Source organism: Duganella hordei (assembly GCF_040369125.1).
Classification (GTDB): domain Bacteria; phylum Pseudomonadota; class Gammaproteobacteria; order Burkholderiales; family Burkholderiaceae_D; genus Rugamonas; species Rugamonas hordei.
The window spans coordinates 265,047-283,528 of the sequence record NZ_BPWI01000008.1; the positions used below are offsets into that span (position 1 = coordinate 265,047).

General features: G+C 66.6%; 14 protein-coding genes. 9 read left to right on the forward strand and 5 right to left on the reverse strand.

The annotated features are described in order from the left end of the window. The first annotated feature begins 65 nt into the window (after positions 1-65). From ABWW33_RS19870 to ABWW33_RS19895, 6 genes are all read left to right on the forward strand, one after another. Positions 66-806 (forward strand): phasin family protein, encoded by a 741-nt coding sequence (locus tag ABWW33_RS19870; RefSeq protein ID WP_353403357.1) that lies wholly within the window; start codon positions 66-68, stop codon positions 804-806. A 97-nt stretch (positions 807-903) separates the two neighbouring features. Continuing rightward, entirely contained in the window at positions 904-2,658 is a 1,755-nt protein-coding gene (locus tag ABWW33_RS19875; RefSeq protein ID WP_353403358.1) for an ABC transporter ATP-binding protein, read from the forward strand. Then, positions 2,648-4,468 (forward strand): ABC transporter ATP-binding protein, encoded by a 1,821-nt coding sequence (locus ABWW33_RS19880; protein ID WP_353403359.1) that lies wholly within the window; start codon positions 2,648-2,650, stop codon positions 4,466-4,468. The genes ABWW33_RS19875 and ABWW33_RS19880 overlap by 11 nt, the downstream gene beginning before the upstream one ends. A gap of 186 nt (positions 4,469-4,654) precedes the next feature. Beyond that, a complete protein-coding gene (locus tag ABWW33_RS19885) occupies positions 4,655-6,829 on the forward strand; it encodes a tetratricopeptide repeat-containing diguanylate cyclase (protein WP_353403360.1) in 2,175 nt (724 codons plus the stop codon). A 65-nt stretch (positions 6,830-6,894) separates the two neighbouring features. Next, complete coding sequence (locus ABWW33_RS19890) at positions 6,895-8,988, forward strand: tetratricopeptide repeat-containing diguanylate cyclase (protein WP_353403361.1); 2,094 nt, start codon at positions 6,895-6,897, stop codon at positions 8,986-8,988. Then, positions 8,988-11,093 carry a diguanylate cyclase gene (locus tag ABWW33_RS19895; RefSeq protein ID WP_353403362.1) on the forward strand — a complete coding sequence of 702 codons (2,106 nt, stop codon included), beginning with the start codon at positions 8,988-8,990 and terminating at the stop codon, positions 11,091-11,093. The genes ABWW33_RS19890 and ABWW33_RS19895 overlap by 1 nt, the downstream gene beginning before the upstream one ends. 22 nt (positions 11,094-11,115) lie before the next feature. On the opposite strand, the gene ABWW33_RS19900 is transcribed toward ABWW33_RS19895, so the two are convergent. The 3 genes from ABWW33_RS19900 to ABWW33_RS19910 all read right to left on the reverse strand — a co-directional run bounded on the left by ABWW33_RS19900 (position 11,116) and on the right by ABWW33_RS19910 (position 12,508). After that, positions 11,116-11,472 (reverse strand): F0F1 ATP synthase subunit B family protein, encoded by a 357-nt coding sequence (locus ABWW33_RS19900; protein WP_353403363.1) that lies wholly within the window; start codon positions 11,470-11,472, stop codon positions 11,116-11,118. 68 nt (positions 11,473-11,540) lie between these two features. Beyond that, positions 11,541-12,008 carry a cache domain-containing protein gene (locus ABWW33_RS19905; RefSeq protein WP_176652732.1) on the reverse strand — a complete coding sequence of 156 codons (468 nt, stop codon included), beginning with the start codon at positions 12,006-12,008 and terminating at the stop codon, positions 11,541-11,543. Between the two features lie 53 nt (positions 12,009-12,061). Next, positions 12,062-12,508 (reverse strand): hypothetical protein, encoded by a 447-nt coding sequence (locus ABWW33_RS19910; protein WP_176652731.1) that lies wholly within the window; start codon positions 12,506-12,508, stop codon positions 12,062-12,064. A 164-nt stretch (positions 12,509-12,672) separates the two neighbouring features. Here ABWW33_RS19910 and ABWW33_RS19915 point away from each other — a divergent pair, with 164 nt between their 5' ends. Next, positions 12,673-13,734, forward strand: a complete 1,062-nt coding sequence (locus tag ABWW33_RS19915; protein ID WP_353403364.1) for a M29 family metallopeptidase — start codon at positions 12,673-12,675, stop codon at positions 13,732-13,734. A 108-nt stretch (positions 13,735-13,842) separates the two neighbouring features. On the opposite strand, the gene ABWW33_RS19920 is transcribed toward ABWW33_RS19915, so the two are convergent. Further along, positions 13,843-14,793 (reverse strand): LysR family transcriptional regulator, encoded by a 951-nt coding sequence (locus ABWW33_RS19920; RefSeq protein ID WP_353403365.1) that lies wholly within the window; start codon positions 14,791-14,793, stop codon positions 13,843-13,845. 109 nt (positions 14,794-14,902) lie between these two features. Here ABWW33_RS19920 and ABWW33_RS19925 point away from each other — a divergent pair, with 109 nt between their 5' ends. After that, on the forward strand, positions 14,903-15,739 hold the full coding sequence (locus ABWW33_RS19925; RefSeq protein WP_353403366.1) for a phytanoyl-CoA dioxygenase family protein: 837 nt from the start codon (positions 14,903-14,905) through the stop codon (positions 15,737-15,739). Further along, complete coding sequence (locus ABWW33_RS19930; RefSeq protein WP_353403367.1) at positions 15,739-16,554, forward strand: IolE/MocC family protein; 816 nt, start codon at positions 15,739-15,741, stop codon at positions 16,552-16,554. The genes ABWW33_RS19925 and ABWW33_RS19930 overlap by 1 nt, the downstream gene beginning before the upstream one ends. On the opposite strand, the gene ABWW33_RS19935 is transcribed toward ABWW33_RS19930, so the two are convergent. Next, the gene (locus tag ABWW33_RS19935; protein WP_353403368.1) at positions 16,545-18,470 is read right to left on the reverse strand and encodes a CHASE domain-containing protein; all 1,926 of its coding nucleotides are present in this window, start codon (positions 18,468-18,470) and stop codon (positions 16,545-16,547) included. The two genes, ABWW33_RS19930 and ABWW33_RS19935, sit on opposite strands and share 10 nt — an antisense overlap. Positions 18,471-18,482: the final 12 nt, after the last annotated feature.

Genomic DNA, 18,482 nt, shown 5'->3' on the forward strand with positions numbered 1-18,482 from the left:
CCATACCGCGCTGCCATATCCATACGCCAATACGCACTGATCATTCTATCGCCCCAGGAGAAACCATGTCTTCGATCACCGAACAGTTTTCCGCAGCTACGAAATCCCAGTTGGAAGCCCAGTTCAACATCTTCAGCACGTTTGCCAGCACCGCCGTGGAAAGCGCGGAAAAGGTCATCGCCCTGAACATCAGCACCACCAAGGCTTCGGTGGAAAAGTCGTCCGCCGCCGCGAAGAAACTGCTGGAAGCCAAGGATCCCAAGGAATTCTTCAGCCTCAGCACCGCCGAGCCGGCCAGTTTCGACAGCCTGCTGGCCTACGGCCGCCAGCTGTACGCCATCGCCACCGACGTCCAGAGTGAACTGATCCAGACCGCGCAAAGCACCATCAAGCAAGTGACCGAGCTGACCACCGCGCCGGTGACCGCCGCCGCCAAGGCAACGCCGCCGGCGCTGGCGGCCGCCGTCTCGGCAGCGGTGGCGCCGCCTGCCACGGTCGCCAAGCCGCCGGTGGTCGCCGCCACCGCCGCCGCGCCGGCCAACGAAGCGGTGGCCGTGCCGGCCGCGCCGAAAACTCCCGCCAAGGTCGCCAAGCCGAAACCGGCCGCCGCGCCGGTGCCCGAAGCCAGCGACGTGATCGACGTCAAGGTCGCCGCCAAGCCATCGTTCCCGGCGGCGCCGCCTAAGCCGGTGGCGGCTGAAGGCAAGCCCGCGCTGAAATCCGTCGAGGCGCCGAAAGCCAAGCAGGCCGCCAAACCGGCCGGCAAGCAGCTCGACATGCTGAGCGGCGCCAAAGCCAAGAAATAAAAGTCCCGCAGCGTGCCGGGCGGATCCGGCAGCCATGTTGTATCCTAGCGGGCTAAGCGCCGGTGCTTGTCCGCCGGCCCCACGCTTCTGAGGCAACATGTCAAAATTATCCGCGTTGATCGGCGGCTTCGTCCGCCAGCACAGCCGCGCCTATATCCTGTCCGGTGCCATGCTGGCCGGCGTCGCCACGCTCACCGTCTGGGTGCCGCGCAAGGTCGGCGCCATGATCGACGGCCTGGCCGCCCACACGCTGGGCGGCAACGCGCTGCTGATGGAAATCGGTTCGCTGCTGCTGATCGGCGCCTGCATCTACTTCCTGCGCGTCGGCTGGCGCCAGATCCTGTACGGCGCCGCCTACCAGCTGGGCGTGTCGCTGCGCACCCGCCTGTACACCCGCCTGACCTTGCAAGGCCCGGCCTTCTACCAGCGCCAGCGCACCGGCGACCTGATGGCGCTGGCCACCAACGATATCGACGCGATTGAAATGGCCGCCGGCGAAGCGATGCTGGCCGGCTTCGACGGCGCGCTGACGCTGGTGATGGTGCTGGGCGTGATGCTGCTTGGCGTAGACTGGCGCCTGGCCTGCATCGCGCTGCTGCCGTTCCCGCTGATGGCGTGGGCGTTCTGGTACATCTCCGGCCATATCCACACCGCCTCCACCGATTCGCTGAAGCGCTTCAGCGCGCTCAACGACCACGTGCAGGAAACCCTGTCCGGGGTGCGCACCCTGCGCGCGCTGGGCCTCGAGCAGCGCAGCGCCAAACAGTTCGGCGAGCTGGCGCAGCACGCGTCCAACGCCAGCCTGCGCGCGCAGGTGTGGGAGGCCGCCTACGAACCGGCGGTCGGCCTGACCCTGACCGCGGCCGGCGGCCTGACGCTGGGCCTGGGCGGCTACCTGATCTGGCAACAGCAGCTGACCATCGGCGCGCTGACCAGCTTCACCATGTATCTCGGGCAGCTGATCTGGCCGATGTTCGCCGCCGGCTGGGTGCTGTCGCTGATCGAGCGCGGACGCGCGGCCTGGCAGCGCCTGCAGCCGATGCTCGACGCACCGCTGGCCATCGACGATCACGGCACGCTGGCCAGCGTCGCGCCGGGCCCGCTGTCGCTGCGCGGCGTCAGCTACGCCTACGCCGAACAAAGCATTCCGGCGCTGAAAGAGATCGACCTCGAACTGAAGCCGGGCCAGACGCTCGGCCTGGTCGGCCCCACCGGCTGCGGCAAGTCGACCCTGCTGCGCGTGCTGCTGCGCCAGCTGACGCCGCAATCGGGCAGCGTGCAATGGAGCGGCCATGCTCTGGACGAATACAAGCTGCACGCGCTGCGCGCCGCCATCAGCTGGGTGCCGCAGGAGTCGTTCCTGTTCTCGGCCTCGATCGCCGACAACATCGCGCTGGCCCGCCCCGGCGCCAGCCGCGCGCAGGTGGAGCATGCCGCCAACCTGGCCGCCATCCACGACGACATCCTGCAGTTCCCGCAGGGGTACGAAACGCAGATCGGCGAGAAGGGCATCACGCTGTCGGGCGGCCAGCGCCAGCGCGTCGCCATCGCCCGCGCGCTGTTGGCCGACAACGACCTGCTGCTGCTCGACGATGCGCTGTCCGCCGTCGACACCGGCACCGAAACGCGCATCCTGCAGCACCTGGAAGAACTGCGCCAGGCGCGCAAGGGCCGCAGCGCCGTCATCGCCAGCCACCGCCTCAGTTCCGTCGTCAGCGCCGACCTGATCGTCGTGCTGCGCGACGGCCGCATCAGCGAAACCGGCAGCCACGAACAGCTGCTGGAGCAGGACGGCTGGTATGCCAGCCAGTGGCGCTATCAACAATTGGAAGCCAGTCTCGATGCACTCTAAACCCGCCGCCTCCCCCGCAGTCTCCGCCCGCCGCCAGACCTGGCAGGCGGTCTCCCTGCTGCGCCGGGCCGCGCTGCCCGACCAGCACCATCTCGGCTGGGCCGTCATGTGGCTGGTGCTGGCCGCGCTGCTCGAAGTGCTGGGCCCCATCATGGGCAAGGCGCTGATCGACGAACACCTGCTGCCGCACCACCTGGACTGGCCGCGCATGGCCGCCCTGCTGGCCGGCGTGCTGTTCACCGGCTGGATCGCCAGCGGCCTGCGCTACCTGCAGCTGGTGCGCCTGTCCGGCCTGGCGATGCGCTCGGTGATGCGGCTGCGCGAGATGGTCTACGGCCACGTGCTGCTGCTGCCGATGGCCTTCTTCGACCGCGCCATCACCGGCCAGCTGGTGTCGCGCGTGACCAACGATACCGAAGCCGTCAAGACGCTGTACATCCAGGTGCTGTTCGTCATGCTCGACTCCTCCATCGTGCTGGTCGGCACCGTCGCCGCGATGGCCTGGCTGGACTGGCACCTGATGCTCATCGTGCTGGCGCTGCTGCCGGCGGTGCTGCTGATCGTCTGGCTGTACCAGCGCTGGAGCGCGCCGGCCGTCACCCGCGCCCGCGCGCTGCGCAGCGACATCAACGGCCAGATGGCCGAATCGATAGGCGGCATGAGCGTGCTGCAGGCGAACAACGCCGAGGCGCGCTTCGGCGCCCGCTTCGCCGACACCAACCAGCAGCACTACACGGCGCGCCTGGCCGAGCTGCGCGCCAACGCCTGGCTGCTGCGTCCCGCGCTGGACATGTTCAACATCATCCTGCTGGCGGCCGTGATCTTCATGTTCGGCAAGCGCGAGATGACCGCCACCGAAGTCGGCGTGCTGTACGCCTTCATCAGCTACCTGGCGCGCGTGATCGAACCGCTGATCCAGATCACCATGCAATTCAGCCAGCTGCAGCAATCGGTGGTGGCCACCGCGCGCGTGGCCACGCTGCTGGACGAGGCGACCGCCTACGAGCACGACGCCGCCAGCGACGCCGGCAAGGACGCCGGCCTGGCCACCGCGCGCGCCGCGGCCAACGACAGCCACGTGCCGGCCGTCGCCATCCGCCACCTCAACTTCGCCTACAACGAAGGCAACACCGTGCTGCACGACCTGTCGCTGGAGATACCGCAAGGCGCCTTCTTCGGCATCGTCGGCCACACCGGCAGCGGCAAGTCCACGCTGCTGTCGCTGCTGCTGCGCTTTTATCCGGCCAGGCATGGCAGCATCGCCATCCACGGCATGCCGCTCGACGCCATCGCCAACGAGCGCTTCCGCGCCGAAGTGGGCCTGGTGCCGCAGGACCCGTTCCTGCTGGCCGCCTCGGCCCGCGAGAACATCGACATGGGCCGCGGCCTGACGCAGGCGCAGATCGAAGCGGCCGCCCGCGCCGCCCACGCGCACGACTTCATCATGGCGCTCGACCGGGGCTACGACACCGCGCTGGGCGAAGGCGGCTCGCGCCTGTCGGTCGGGCAGAAGCAGCTGGTCGCCATCGCCCGCGCGCTGGCCGGCCGGCCGCGCATCCTGTTGCTCGACGAAGCGACCTCGCACATCGATTCACAAACCGAGCAGATCGTGCAGACCGCGCTGGACGAGTTGCGCGGCAAGGTGACGGTGATCGCCATCGCCCACCGCCTGTCGACCATCCGCGACGCCGACCGCATCATCGTGCTCAATCACGGCCGCATCGCCGAGACCGGACCGCACGAGCACCTGATGCAGATCGACGGCGGCCTGTACCAGCGTCTGTACCTGCTGCAGCAACTGGCAGCTTGAACAACATTGTCAAAACAGTAGAAATAAATGGCACGGTCGGCCACATTGTTAATTTTTTAACCACAAATACTGTGCATTTTGATGGAAAAAATCATCGCCGCGCGGGCTTTCTCGACTGCAACAAGAATATAATTGTCTAGACACTTTACAAGTGCAAACGACAATCGGGGGCGTGTGTTGGCAGGGATGAAAAATGGCTGGTTGCTGAAGCAGGCAAGGCCGCGCGCCGTCGCGGCGGGGACTTTGCTGGCGCTGTCGCTGGCACTGCCGCCGGCGCTGGCGCAATCGGCGGCGCCCATCTCCGCGGCCGACACGGCGAAAAACGAACTGTTCCACCGCATCCTCGACATCCGCGAACAAAGCCGCTTCGTGCCGGACAAGGCGCTGGCCCAGCTGCTCAAGCTGGCGCCCGAAGTGGGCACCGAAGCCCCCTACACGCAAGCCGAACTGCTGACCCAGATCAGCGCCGCGCGCATGCGCCTGGGCCAGAACGAGGAGGCGCTGGCTGCGGCCGAGCAGGTCATCAGCTACGGCAAGACGCTGCGCGACAACGTCATCATCGCCAAGGGCATGCTGGCCAAGGTCTACGTGCTGTTCGCCCAGGCCGACGTCAAGGCCGCGCACCGGCTGGCCTTCGAATCCGAGAAGCTGGCGCTCGCCACCAGCAACCTGGCCTTGCGCACGCAGGCCACCGTCACCGCCGGCCAGACCTACGCCGAGCAGGGCAACTTCCCCGATGCGCTGGTCAAGCTGCAGGCGGCCGTCGACATGTCGCGCCAGGTCAACGACGATCCGGCGATGCTGCCGGCCGCGCTCAACGCGCTGACCACGCTGTACACGCAGATGAAGGAATACGACAAGGCCTCCGCCACGCTCGACGAGCTGCTGACGGAAAGCGAAAAGCTCAAGTCGCCCGGCCGCATGGCGATCGCCAAGAATACCGAGTACGGCCTGGCCATCGATTCCGGCCAGCCCAAGCGCGCCTTGCGCGCGCTGCTGCAAAGCCTGGACCTGGAGCGCAAGCTGGGCGCCGAGCGCATGATCGGCGTGACGCTGGTGAACCTGGCCGACAGCTACCTGAAAGAGCACGACTACGCGCGCGCCGCGCAGTACGCGGCAGAATCGCTGCGCTCGACGCTGCTGACCGGCGACAAGTCCACCGAGGGCACGGCGCGCGTCAACCTGGGCCAGGCCTACCTGGGCCTGGGCCGCATCGCCGAAGGCAAGAAGAGCTACGAAGCCGGCATGGCCCGCTACGAGCAGGAGAACAACAAGCCTGACCTGCAGTCGGCCCTGCGCGAATACGGCGAATCGCTGGAACGGGCGGGCGACCTGGCGGGCGCCGTGTCGGCCTATCACCGCGAACGCGCGCTGTCGAACGAGCTGTTTGAAGCGCAGCGGCAGAAATCCGTGCTGGAGCTGCAGGAGAAATACGAAACCGAGAAGAAGCAGCGCCAGATCGAGCTGCTGAGCCGCGAGAACCAGGTCAAGGGCGCGGAGATCGACAACCGCCGGCTGCAGCAGCGCGTGTGGTGGCTGCTGGCACTGGTGTTCGCGCTGGCGTCGATCGTGGTCGGCCTGCTGTACCGCAAGGTACGCCATGCCAACGCGCAGCTGGAAGTGAAGAACATGGAACTGAAGGCGCAGTCCACGCTGGACCCGTTGACCGCGCTGTACAACCGCCGCCACTTCCAGGACTTCATGCGCAGCATGAACCTGCAGGGCGACCAACGGGACCAGCACGAAAAACGACGCGCGCAGCACGGCGACGACATCGTCGGCGCATTGTTCCTGCTCGACGTCGACCACTTCAAGCATATCAACGACACCTACGGCCACGCCGCCGGCGACGTGGTGCTCAAGATGATCGCCGAGAACCTGCGCGTGGCGCTGCGCGAGACCGACATGATCGTGCGCTGGGGCGGCGAGGAATTCCTCGCCTTCCTGCCGGCGATACCGCGCCACGGCATCGACGAAATCGCCCGCCGCATCCTGGTCGGCATTTCGTCGCAGAGCATCCGCTACCAGGAGCACGATATCTCGGTCAATGTGTCGGTCGGCTTCGCCCCCTACCCGCTGGTGCCGGCCGACGCGCCGCTGCCGTGGGAGCGCGCGGTCAACCTGGTCGACATGGCGCTGTACCTGGCCAAGGCCCACGGCCGCAACCGCGCCTACGGCGTATGCGGTTTCAACAACTTCCAGCACACCTCGATGGAAGCGATCGAGCAGGATCTGGAGGGCGCCTGGCGCGCCGGCTTCGTCGACCTGAGCGTGGTGTTCGGCGGCGAACGGGTCGAACCGCCATCGGAGCACAGCAATGTCGTGCCGCTCAAGCGCGTGCTCCAGGAACCCGGGCACTGACAGCGCATCTTTGTCAAAATATAGATCGGGGGCGTCAGTTGGAGGTTAGCAAGCATCGAGGGTGGTTGTCCGGAGCACGGTCGCTGGCGTTGGGCGCGGCCGTCCTGGCCGCGCTGGCGGCGGGACCGGCACTGGCCCATTCCGAGCTGGATCAGCGCATCCTGGACCTGCGCGAACAAGGTCGCATCGATCCCGACCAGGCGCTGGCGCAACTGCTCGCGCTGCAGCCGCGGATGGACGACGCGCCTCCGCTCACCCGGACAGAGCGGCTGGTGCAGATCGGCCTTGCACAGCGGCTCATGCGCCAGAACGACGCGGCCCTGGCGACGGCCGAGCAGATCATCGCCTACGGCCAATCCCTGCACGACGATGTCGTCATCGCCCACGGCATGCGCGTCAAGGCGATCGCGGTCGGGGCGCGCGGCGACGCGAAGGCCGCCCACCAGTTGGCCCTCGACGCGGAAAAGCTGGCTTACACCACCAACGACAAGGCGCTGCAGGCGCAGGCCGCCACCACCGCCGGCGAGATCAGCGCGCGCCAGGGAAATTTCCTGACCGCGCTGGACCACCTGCAAGCGGCGGTCCGGCTTGCGCGCCAGGCCGGCGAAGATCCGGTATTGCTGGTCAACGCGCTGCTGCAGCTGACGTATCTCCATGTCCAGACCAGCGAGCGCGACAAAGCTTTCGCCTCGCTGGACGAACTCGAGAAGGAGACGGCCAGGCTGCGCTCCACGGCGCTGTCGATCGAAGCCAAGTTTATGGAATACGAGGTGGCGAACCGCTTCGGCCAACCCAAGCGCGCGCTGCAGGCGCTGCTCGACAATCTCGATCTTGAACGCAAACTGGGCGCGCGGCGCCTGCTCGTCTCGACCCAGGTCAACCTGTCCAATCTCTATCTGAAGAACCACGACTACGCATCGGCGGCGCACCACGCGTCCGAAGCGCTGCGGCAGGCGGTGGCCAACAAGTCCCCGCTGGGCGAGTCGAAGGCGCGCATGAACCTGGGGCATGCCTACCTGGGCCTGGGGCGCGTCGCCGAGGGCAAGAAATACTACGAGACCGGCATGGCATGGCTCGACAAGAACGACCTCAAGCCCCATCTGCAGGAAGCCTTGATGGAATATGGCCAGGCGCTGGAAACCGCCGGCGACATGGCCGGCGCGGTGCAGGCGTATCACCGCGAGCGCGCGCTGTCGGACGAGATGTCGGAGGCGCAGCGCCGCAAATCCATGCTGGAACTGCAGCAGAAGTACGAGACCGAGAAGAAGCAGCGCCAGATCGAGCTGCTGAGCCGCGAGAACCAGGTCAAGGGCGCGGAGATCGACAACCGCCGGCTGCAGCAGCGCGTGTGGTGGCTGCTGGCCGCGGCGTTCGCGCTGGCGTCGATGGTGGTCGGCCTACTGTACCGCAAGGTGCGTCATGCCAACGCGCGGCTGGAAGTGAAGAACATGGAACTGAAGGCGCAGTCCACGCTGGACCCGCTGACCGCCCTGTACAACCGCCGCCACTTCCAGGACTTCATGCGCACCATGAACCTGGCCGACAGGCAGAGCGGCCAGCACGGCGACGACATCGTCGGCGCATTGTTCCTGCTCGACGTCGACCACTTCAAGCACATCAACGACACCTACGGCCACGCCGCCGGCGACGTGGTGCTCAAGATGATCGCCGAGAACCTGCGCGTGGCGCTGCGCGAGACCGACATGATCGTGCGCTGGGGCGGCGAGGAATTCCTCGCCTTCCTGCCCGCGATACCGCGCCACGGCATCGATGAAATCGCCCGCCGCATCCTGGTCGGCATTTCGTCGCAGACCATCCGCTACCAGGAGCACGATATCTCGGTCAATGTGTCGGTCGGCTTCGCGCCCTACCCGCTGGTGCCGGCCGACGCGCCGCTGCCGTGGGAGCGCGCGGTCAACCTGGTCGACATGGCGCTGTACCTGGCCAAGGCCCACGGCCGCAACCGCGCCTATGGCGTACGCGGTTTCAACAAATTCCAGCACACCTCGATGGAGGCGATCGAGCAGGACCTGGAACGGGCATGGCGTGACGGCTTCGTCGACCTGAGCGTGGTGCTGGGCGATGCGCCGCAGCCGCAGCCGCCTTCGGAACACGGCAACGTGCGGGCGCTCAAACCGGCGGCGAAGGCGGCGCCCTGATGTCTGTGCAAGCCGGCCGCCTCGCTTGGCCTTGGCGCCCGACGGTGCGGCCCGCCCTCGCCGTCATGGCCGCCACGCTGGCGCTGGCGCCGGCATCGGCGCGGCCGCTGTCCGAGATGGACCAACGCATCATCGAGCTGCGCGACCAGATCCGCATGTTCCCGGACAAGGCGCTGGCGCAACTGCTCGAGCTGCAGCCCCGGATCGGCGTCGAAGCGCCGCGCACGCAGGCTGAATTGCTGACCCAGATCAGCGCGGTGCGCACGCGCCTGAACCAGCTCGCCGCGGCAGCGGATACGGCCGATCAAATCGTCGCCTACGGGCGATCCCAGCGCGACGACGTCATCGTGGCCAAGGGCTTGCTGGCACAGGAAACGGTGGCCTACGCGCGGGACGACAGCAAGGCGGCGCATCGGCATATCTTCGAGGCGGAACAGCTGGCGCAGCGCGCCGGCGACAAATCCCTGCTGGCCCAGGTCGAGGTGGAGGCCGGTGTGGCCCGCGCCGAGCTGGGCGACTTTCCCGCCGCGCTGGCCACGTTGCAATCGGCGGTCGGCGCCGCCCGTGGGGTGGACGACGACCAGATGCTGCTGTTTTACGCGCTCAGGGCGCTGACCCGGCTGTATGTCCAGACCAAGGATCGCGCGAAGGCCTACGCCACGCTGGACGAACTGACGGCGATGACGGAAAAACAGCGCCGGCCGATACAAATGGTGCAGCTGAAAACCAGCGAATACATCGTGACGATCAACTTCGGCCAGCGCGAACGCGCGCTGCGCGCGCTGCTGGACTGCGTGGCCCTGGAACGCAAGCTGGGCGCCAGGTACATGCTGCCTCCCACGCTCAACAACCTGGCCGATAACTATCTGAAGGCGCGCGACTACGCGCGGGCCGCGCAGTACGCGTCCGAAGCGCTGCGGGAGGCGAAGGGGCTCAACCTCACCGGCAGCGACGCGGCGGCGCACTCGAATCTGGGCCAGGCCTACCTGGGCATGGGACGCATCGCCGAAGGCAAAAAAAGCTTCGAGGCCAGCCTGGCCTGGTTCGAACACGTACAAAGCAAGCCCGACATACAGTCCAACTTGCTGGAATACGGGCAGGCGCTGGAAGACGCCGGCGACATGGCCGGGGCGATCCAGGCCTATCACCGCGAACGCGCCATCTCGAACGAACTGTTCGAGTCCAAACGGCGGCAGGCCGTGCTGGAACTGCAGGAAAGCTACGCGGCGGACGAGAAGCAGCGCCAGATCGCGCTGCTCAGCCGCGAGAACCGGATCAAGGATGTCGAGATCGACAACCGCCGCCTTCAGCAGCGCCTGTGGTGGCTGCTGGCATTGGTGTTTGGGCTGGCTTCGGTGGCGGGCGCCCTGCTGTATCGCAAGGTGCGCCAGGCACACGGGCGGCTGGAGACCAAGAACCTGGAGCTCAAGGCGCTGTCCATGCTCGATCCCCTGACCGCGCTGTACAACCGCCGCCACTTCCGCGACCACATGCAGCGCCTGGCGGCCGAGGGCAACGCCGCCGAACGGCGCACGCCGCGCGACGACGACATCATCGGCGCGCTGTTCCTGCTCGATGTCGACCACTTCAAGCAGGTCAACGACCGCCATGGCCACGCCGCCGGCGACATCGTGCTGAAGATGGTGGCCAACAGCCTGCGCGTGGCGCTGCGCGAGACCGACATGATCGTGCGCTGGGGCGGCGAGGAATTCCTGGCCTTCCTGCCCGCGATCCGGCGCGGGCGCATCGACGAGGTGGCGCACCGCATCCTGGCCGGCGTTTCGTCGCAGACCGTCAGCTACCAGGAACATGACATCTCGGTCCGGGTCTCGGTCGGCTTCGCGCCGTTCCCGCTGGCGCCGGCTGGCGTGCCGCTGGCGTGGGAGCGCGTGGTCAACCTGGCCGACATGGCGCTGTACCTGGCCAAGACCGGCGGCCGCAATCGCGCCTATGGCGTGCGCGGCTTCGACAACATCGGGGCCGCCTCCATGGAGGCGATCGAACAGAACCTGGAAGCCGCCTGGCACGCCGGCCTCGTCGATTTGAGTTTGGTGCTGGGCGAGGCGCCCGGATTACCGGCCAAGCCGGTCAACGCCGGCCTGTAAAGCGCCAAGGGCGCCGCAGGGCCTACTTCGCCGGCGCGCTCGCTTCGCGTTCGCGCGCCTTTTCCTGCATCTTCTCGCCGGCCTGCTCCAGCTTCTTGCCGGCGGCCTCGGTCGCCTTGTTCAGCTTGTCGCCGGCCGCGTCGGTGGCCTTGTCGATCTGCTGGCTGGTTTCCTTGGCGGCGTCGGTGATCTGCTGGTTGGCCTGCTGCGCCGCCTCGGTCAGCTGGCGGCCGGCCTTGTCGGTGGCCTGGTCCAGCCTGCGGCCCGCCGTTTCAGCGGGGCCGGCGCCGGTGTCGTCCTTCTTCTGGCAGCCGCCCAGCAGCGCCAGCATCATCAGTACGGCGGCTGCGCCGCCCATCGTTGTTTTGCTTGTCATCATCGTCTCCAAGAGGAATGAAATATTTCCAACAGCATACAACGACGCGGCGCGACGCAGCGCACGGCAGGCTATTTGTAGATGCCGACGCCGATGACATAGTCGCCGGACTTTTCAACGTAGGTGTTTTTCTCTTCGAGGTTCTTGGTGATGGAGTTGGGCCACATGTATTTGACCCAGCCCTTGCCGGCCGGACTGGCGCCGATCTTGAGGAACTCCTTGACCGGATAGACCCCGCCCGCGTTCAGTTCCATCAGCGGCTTGTTGATCATCTTGGCGTTGTTGCCGTGTGCCAGCGCGGTGCCGGTCTTGTCGAACATGAACACGTACAAGTCGCCCTGCACGAACTCGCCCTTCTGGTCGTTGAACGCGGCGATCGCCTTGTCCTTGCCGTTCTTTTGCAGGTATTCGCTGGCGCGCTTGACCATCGCCACCGCCTCGTCGGCGGTGCCGCGCCGGGGCGCGTCCTGCGCCGTGGCGGCGCCGGTCAGGGTCAGCGTCAGCGCTGCGGCCAGCAGGAACTGGAACAGGTTTTTCATGGCGGGTCTCCTTGGTTGAAGGCGCCAGGGCAGGCGCCGATGCGGGCGCCGGGTCAGGCGATTTTCTTGGGTGGGGGCGGTGGCGTGAAGACGATGTTTTCGCCTGCCGGCGCGGTGTCCAGCGCTTCGGATTTTTCCAGCCAGTTCATCAGTTTTTCCATGCGGCGGATCAGGATGCCCTTGCTGCTGATGTAGCCGACCTGCTCGAAGTTTTCCGGCTTGCTGACCATCTTCGACACCGTCGGCAGGTTGTCCGCCAGACGCTCGAAGGCCTTGCGCGCCTTTTGCTCCCACTTCACCAGATTGGGTTCGTTGAAGCGGTTGCTCTCGTAGTAGATGGTCAGCGTGCGGTCGTGATTGCCGAAGCCGACTATCGCCGCCCCCATGCGCACCGTTTCCAGCACATCGTCCTTGATTGTTGCCGTCGGCACAAACAACGCTGCGCGCCCGGTGGAATCCGGTCGCTCCAGCGGCAAATCCTGTCCCATTAATACGCTCATCACGCTTCCTGTTCTCTACGCCGGAGTTGCTGCTAGGCTATATTTGTGATTCTATATCGCGGGTCCGGGCAATACAAGGAGAAACAGCGCCACCGTGGCGCGCCGGGTAATCGGGCTCGATGCTTACTTTATAATGTCGGCTGATCCTTCAGTCCGACACCACCATGACGTTTCCCCCCTCCGCCAGCCGTTTCGGCGACATTCCAGAGCACGCGGTCGACACGGCGGAGCGCAACGTGCGCGACACGCTGGCGCTGGCCATCGAGCACGCCGCGCCGCAGGCCGCGCTGATCGTCTACGACACCCGCACCGACCTCAACCGCGCGCTGACCGAGGCCTATCGCCGCGTGGTGCCGGACGCGCGCTTCGTCGACTTCGACACCGTCGCGCCGGAAGACGTGCTGTCCGCCTTCGCCGGCATGCACAGCGGCGACCTGGTGGTGCTGGTCCAGTCGACCAGCTTCCGGCTTGAAGCCTTCCGCATCCGCATCGAACTGTTCAAGCGCGGCCTGAAGGTGATCGAACACGTGCACCTGTCGCGCATGCCCGGCGAGCAGGGCCTGCACTACATCGCTTCGCTGGCCTACGACCCGGCCTACTACCGGGGCGTCGGCCACGCGCTCAAGGCCCGCATCGACAGCGCCCGACACGGCATGGTCGACAGCGGCAACGGCGAGCGGCTGGTCTTCGGTTCGCCGTTCGAATCGGCCAAGCTGAATATCGGCGACTACAGCGAAATGAACAACGTCGGCGGCCAGTTCCCGCTGGGCGAAGTGTTCACCGAGGCGCGCGACCTGGAGGCGGTGAACGGCCGGGTGCGGATCTTCGTGTTCGGCGACACCTCGTTCATGGTCAACAAGCCGGCCACGCCGGTCACGCTGATCGTCGAAAAGGGCCGCGTGACCGGCGCCGAAAACGCCACGCCGGAATTCGACAACATGCTGGCCATCATCCGCGCGCATGAGGGCGAGGTATGGCTGCGCGAACTGGGCTTCGGCATGAACCGCGCGTTCTCGCGCGAGTGCATGGTCAACGACATCGGCACGTTCGAGCGCATGTGCGGCATCCACCTGTCGCTGGGCGCCAAGCACGGCGTGTACGCCAAGCCGCAGTTCAAGCGCAAGGACGCGCGCTACCACGTCGACGTGTTCGCGGTCACCGAAGCCGTCTACCTCGACGACGAACCGGTCTACCGCGACGGCGCCTGGCAGGTCGCCGCGGCCTAGGCGCCAGCGCGGCTCCCCCGGACACTTGCCCCCGAAGACCCCCAAAGACTTTCTGCAATGACGTTTGGCAATATGATACTTAACTATCTTTTCTATCGAAAAAGATAGTTAAGTATCTCTGGCCAGTAGCCCAGCCGCGCGTAGCTCGCGGTCCCATGGCGGCACCGGCTGGTACTCGGCCACCAGGAAATCAATCAGCGCACGCACCTTGGGCGACGGCTGGCGGCTGGCCGGATACAGCGCGCTCAGGTGGTTCAGCGGCAGCTCCCAGTCCGCCAGCACCGGCACCAGCGTGCCTTCCATCAGGCTGCGCCACGCCAGGAAGGTGGTGTTGTAGACGATGCCCAGCCCGCGCTGCGCGGCCTGCTGCAATACCAGTCCATTGTTGGCGGTGAAGGCCGCCTGCACCCGCACCGTCTGCCGCTCGTCGCCCCGCGTGAAATGCCACGCCGTGCCGTCGGTGAGATGGCTGAAATGCAGGCAGCGGTGCTGCGCCAGGTCCTGCGGCGCCTGCGGCACGCCGTGCCGCGCCAGGTAGGCCGGCGACGCGCACAGCACCCCGCGGCACGGCGCCAGAGGCCGCATCGCCAGCGCATGCACGTCCGGTATGCCGCCGACCCGTATCGTCAAATCGAAACCGTGCTCGATCGGATCGAGCAGCGCGTCGTCCACGGTCAGCATCGGCGCCAGTTGCGGGTGCGGCAGGCTGAATCGCGCCACGGCGTCGGCCAGCCACTCGCTGCCGAAACTGGACGGCGCCTGTATCCGCAACGGTCCGGCCAGTTCGGCGCCGCCTTGAGCGGCCTGGTTGACGGCCCGCGCCGCCTCCTGCGCCTGCGACACCGTCGCCATGCACGGCGCCAGGTAGGCCAGCCCGGCATCGGTCAGGCTCACCTCGCGCGTCGAACGGTGCAGCAGGCGCGCCTGCAGCTTGTCTTCCAGTTGCAGGATGGCCTTGCTGACCATGGCGCGCGTCAGCCCCAGGCGGCGGCCGGCCTCGCTGAAGCTGCGCAGCCTTGCCACCTCGACGAAAATCTCCATTGCCCGTAACTGGTCCATGGCCCGATTGTCTCCATATTGGCGACAATGTGTCAACCTTTTGCGGATTGTTAGGCCCGGAACCCGGACTTACAATGGCACCATCGATACTTCCCATCCGGAGCCCGCCATGCTGACAGACGCGCAAAAACAACAATTCCAGGCCGACGGCTACATCATCCTGCCGAACTTCAAGACGCCGCAGGAGATCGCCGCGCTGCGCGGGCGGGCCGCCGAGATTGTCAACGAATTCGACCCGAAAGGCGCCGGCATCTTCAGCACCATCGAGCAGGAAAAGACCACCGACGACTATTTCCTCGGTTCGGACAACACGGTGCGCTGCTTCTTCGAGGAAGAAGCCTTCGGCCCGGACGGCCAGCTGAAACAGGACAAGTCGCTGTCGATCAACAAGATCGGCCACGCGATGCACGACCTCGACCCGGTGTTCCGCGCCTTCTCCACCGACGTGCGGCTGGCCGCCGTGGCGCGCGACCTCGGCCTGTCCGACGCCCAGGTCTGGCAATCGATGTACATCTTCAAGCAGCCCGGCATCGGCGGCGAAGTGCGCTGGCACCAGGACGCCACCTACTTCGACACCACGCCCGTCAGCGTCACCACCTTCTGGTTCGCGCTGGAAGACGCGACCCTGGACAACGGCTGCATGTGGGCCGAACCGGGCGGCCACCGCAGCCCGATGCGCGAACGCTTCCTGCGCAACGGCGACGACGTGCGCATGGAAAAACTCAGCGACATGCCATGGCCGGACAACAGCACCGCCGTGCCGCTCGAATGCAAGGCCGGCAGCCTGGTGTGCTTCCACGGCCTGCTGCCGCACTACAGCGCGCCGAACCGTTCGGCCTTCTCGCGCCACGCCTACACGCTGCACGTGACCGACGGCGCCACCGAATATTCGCCGCAGAACTGGATACAGCGCGACGCCGCCTTCCCGGTCCGAGGCTTCCTGTAATGCGCATCGAGATTTTTGCCGCCCACTGGGGCAACAACGAACTGGCGCCGCAGATATTCATCGACCGCGTCAAGCAGGCCGGCTTCGACGGCATCGAAATGTCGCTGCCGCTGGACGCCGCCGCGCGCGAGGACTGGACCGGCCGCATCGCCGCCGCCGGCCTCGGACTGATTGCAGCGCAGTGGGAAACGGTGTTCCATCCGACCTTCGAGCCGCACCGCGCCGCGCTGGCCGAGCTGCTGCACAACGCCTGCGCCGCCAGGCCGCTGCACGTGAACTCGCACACCGGCAAGGACTACTTCACGCCCGGGCAAAACCGCGAACTGCTGGAGCTGGCGGCCGCCATCTCGCGCGAGCACGGCGTGCCCATCGTCCATGAGATCCACCGCAGCCGCTTCAGCGGCCATCCGATGCTGCTGCTGCCCTACCTGCAACAGATGCCCGGGCTGGAGCTGACGGCCGACCTGTCGCACTGGTGCTGCGCCTGCGAATCGCTGCTGGAAGACCAGCCGCAAACGCTGGCCGCCACGCTGCCGCACGTGCGCCACATCCATGCGCGCGTCGGCCACCAGCAAGGCCCGCAGGTGGCCGACTTCCGCGCGCCGGAAGCGCAGGCCGCGCTGCAGGCGCACCTGTCGTGGTGGGATGAGGTGATACGCCTGCGCCGCGCCGCCGGCGCCGAACGCATGACGCTGACGCCGGAATTCGGCCCCGTACCGTACACGCAAACGCTGCCCTACACGCAAAAGGAAGTATCGAACGCGTGGGAGCTGAACCTGGCGATGCTGGACCTGCTGCGCCGCCGCTATAACTGAACAGCGCCGTCCGGCGCCCGCATCGGCAGCACCAGCGTGACGGTGGTGCCGACGCCCTGCACGGATTCGACCTTGATGGTCCCGCGCAGCACGCCGGTGACAATGTTATAAACGATATTCATCCCCAGTCCCGAGCCGCCCTGTCCCAGCTTGGTGGTGAAGAAGGGATCGAAGATCTTGTGCAGCGTACCGGGCGACATGCCGACGCCGTCGTCCTTGAAGGTCAGCCGCACCATGTCGCCGGCCTCGCGTCGCGCCTCGATGGCGATGGTGCCGCAATCGCGGCCGTCAAAGCCGTGCAGCAGCGCGTTGCCGATCAGGTTGGTCAGCACCTGGCTCAAGCTGCCCGGATAGGAATCGAATTCCAGCCCCTCCGGCACGTCGGCGCTGACCAGGCACACATTGCGCCGCAGCTGCGCCGCATAGGTGGCCAGCGTGTCGTGCACCACCTCGTCGAGATGGAAGCGGCGCCGCTGGCCGCTGGCCTGATCCACCGCCACCTGCTTGAACGACGTGATCAGGTCCGCCGCCCGCGTCAGCGAACTGTTCATGATGTCGCAAGCCTTGCGCGCGTCGGCCAGGTGCGCCTCCAGCGCCGAGCGTTTCAACCCGCCCTCATCCGCCAGCCGCCGCTCGAAATCGCGCACCATGTCGCTCAGGGCGCTGGCCGTCAGCAGGCTGTTGCCGATCGGCGTATTCAGCTCGTGCGCCACGCCCGCCACCAGCGCGCCCAGCGACGCCATTTTTTCCGACGTCAGCAGATTGGTCTGCGCCTGCTTCAGCGTCTCCGCCACCACCGACAGGTCGCTGCGCGCCTGCTCAACATTGCCCTTCTGCCGTTCCAGCTCGGCCAGGCTGTATTCCAGGCCGTGCTTGGCGTCGACCACGCGCCGCGTCGACACCAGCAACGCGCCGATCAGCGCGCTGATGATGAAACCGGCCACGCCGATCAGCAGCACCGGCAGCGGATTGCGGCCATAGCGCGCGCCGTCGTAGCCTTCGAAGCGCATCACCCAGCGCCGCTGGCCGACCGGCAGCATCTTTTCCGCCACCAGCCCGTCCAGCGGCGCGCCGCGCGGCTGATGGGTCTCGGCCTTGCCGTCGCTGTCGTACATCAGCGAGTCGGCGCCATGCGGCGTGGCGAGAACGTCGGACAGATAGCCGCCGTCCTCGATGCGCACGTGCAGGTGCTCCAGCAGCGACTGATCGATCACTTCGCGCATCAGCGTGTTGACGCGGAAGACGATGGCGACGAAACCGACCAGCGCCGCGCGCCGCTGTCCGACCGACTGCAGCGGCGCGCCGTTGCGGTACACCGGCGCGCGCGCCACGAATCCCGGTTCGCCGCTGGCGTCCTGCACCAGCGTGATGCGCTCGGTGGCGACGATCTCGCCGGTGTCGCGGCCCAGTTCCAGCGCCTTCAGGTGCGGCGGCAGCGCGGCCAGGTCGAGGCCGAAGGCATTCTCGTTGCCCTTCAGCGGCTTGGTGATTTCAATGATGTAGTGCTGCGGACGGCGGCTGGTGGGATGGATGTGGAAGTCCGGATAACCCTGTGCATCGAGCGTGGTGTCGCCGCGCACCGCCTCGCTGAAGGCGGCCAGCTGCGCCTCCGGCACCGTGCGCACGAACTGGATCGCCTGGAAGCCGGGATAGCGCCGGTCCAGCTGCAGCTCGCTCAGGAAGCGGTCGAAGCGCGCGCGGTCGATGCGGTCTTCCAGCGCATACATGCCCTTGATCCCGAGCAGCATGTCGAAATAGGTTTGCAGCCGGACTTCGGCGTCGCGCCGGACCTTGTCGGCGTCGCGCTGGAAATTGGCCTTGGCTTGCTGATGCTGCGCCGTCGTCACCAGGTAACAGGTCCCCACCGTCAGGCAGATGCCGACGATGAAGGCCAGGTAGCCGCGCGAGCGTAGCATATGCGGAAGCAT

Bases quoted from the DNA above. Each gene is read 5' to 3' on its own strand.
- ABWW33_RS19870 (WP_353403357.1), top strand. From the start codon at position 66: ATGTCTTCGATCACCGAACAGTTTTCCGCAGCTACGAAATCCCAGTTG.
- ABWW33_RS19875 (WP_353403358.1), top strand. From the start codon at position 904: ATGTCAAAATTATCCGCGTTGATCGGCGGCTTCGTCCGCCAGCACAGC.
- ABWW33_RS19880 (WP_353403359.1), top strand. From the start codon at position 2,648: ATGCACTCTAAACCCGCCGCCTCCCCCGCAGTCTCCGCCCGCCGCCAG.
- ABWW33_RS19885 (WP_353403360.1), top strand. From the start codon at position 4,655: ATGAAAAATGGCTGGTTGCTGAAGCAGGCAAGGCCGCGCGCCGTCGCG.
- ABWW33_RS19895 (WP_353403362.1), top strand. From the start codon at position 8,988: ATGTCTGTGCAAGCCGGCCGCCTCGCTTGGCCTTGGCGCCCGACGGTG.
- ABWW33_RS19900 (WP_353403363.1), bottom strand. From the start codon at position 11,472: ATGATGACAAGCAAAACAACGATGGGCGGCGCAGCCGCCGTACTGATG.
- ABWW33_RS19905 (WP_176652732.1), bottom strand. From the start codon at position 12,008: ATGAAAAACCTGTTCCAGTTCCTGCTGGCCGCAGCGCTGACGCTGACC.
- ABWW33_RS19910 (WP_176652731.1), bottom strand. From the start codon at position 12,508: ATGAGCGTATTAATGGGACAGGATTTGCCGCTGGAGCGACCGGATTCC.
- ABWW33_RS19915 (WP_353403364.1), top strand. From the start codon at position 12,673: ATGACGTTTCCCCCCTCCGCCAGCCGTTTCGGCGACATTCCAGAGCAC.
- ABWW33_RS19920 (WP_353403365.1), bottom strand. From the start codon at position 14,793: ATGGACCAGTTACGGGCAATGGAGATTTTCGTCGAGGTGGCAAGGCTG.
- ABWW33_RS19925 (WP_353403366.1), top strand. From the start codon at position 14,903: ATGCTGACAGACGCGCAAAAACAACAATTCCAGGCCGACGGCTACATC.
- ABWW33_RS19930 (WP_353403367.1), top strand. From the start codon at position 15,739: ATGCGCATCGAGATTTTTGCCGCCCACTGGGGCAACAACGAACTGGCG.
- ABWW33_RS19935 (WP_353403368.1), bottom strand. From the start codon at position 18,470: ATGCTACGCTCGCGCGGCTACCTGGCCTTCATCGTCGGCATCTGCCTG.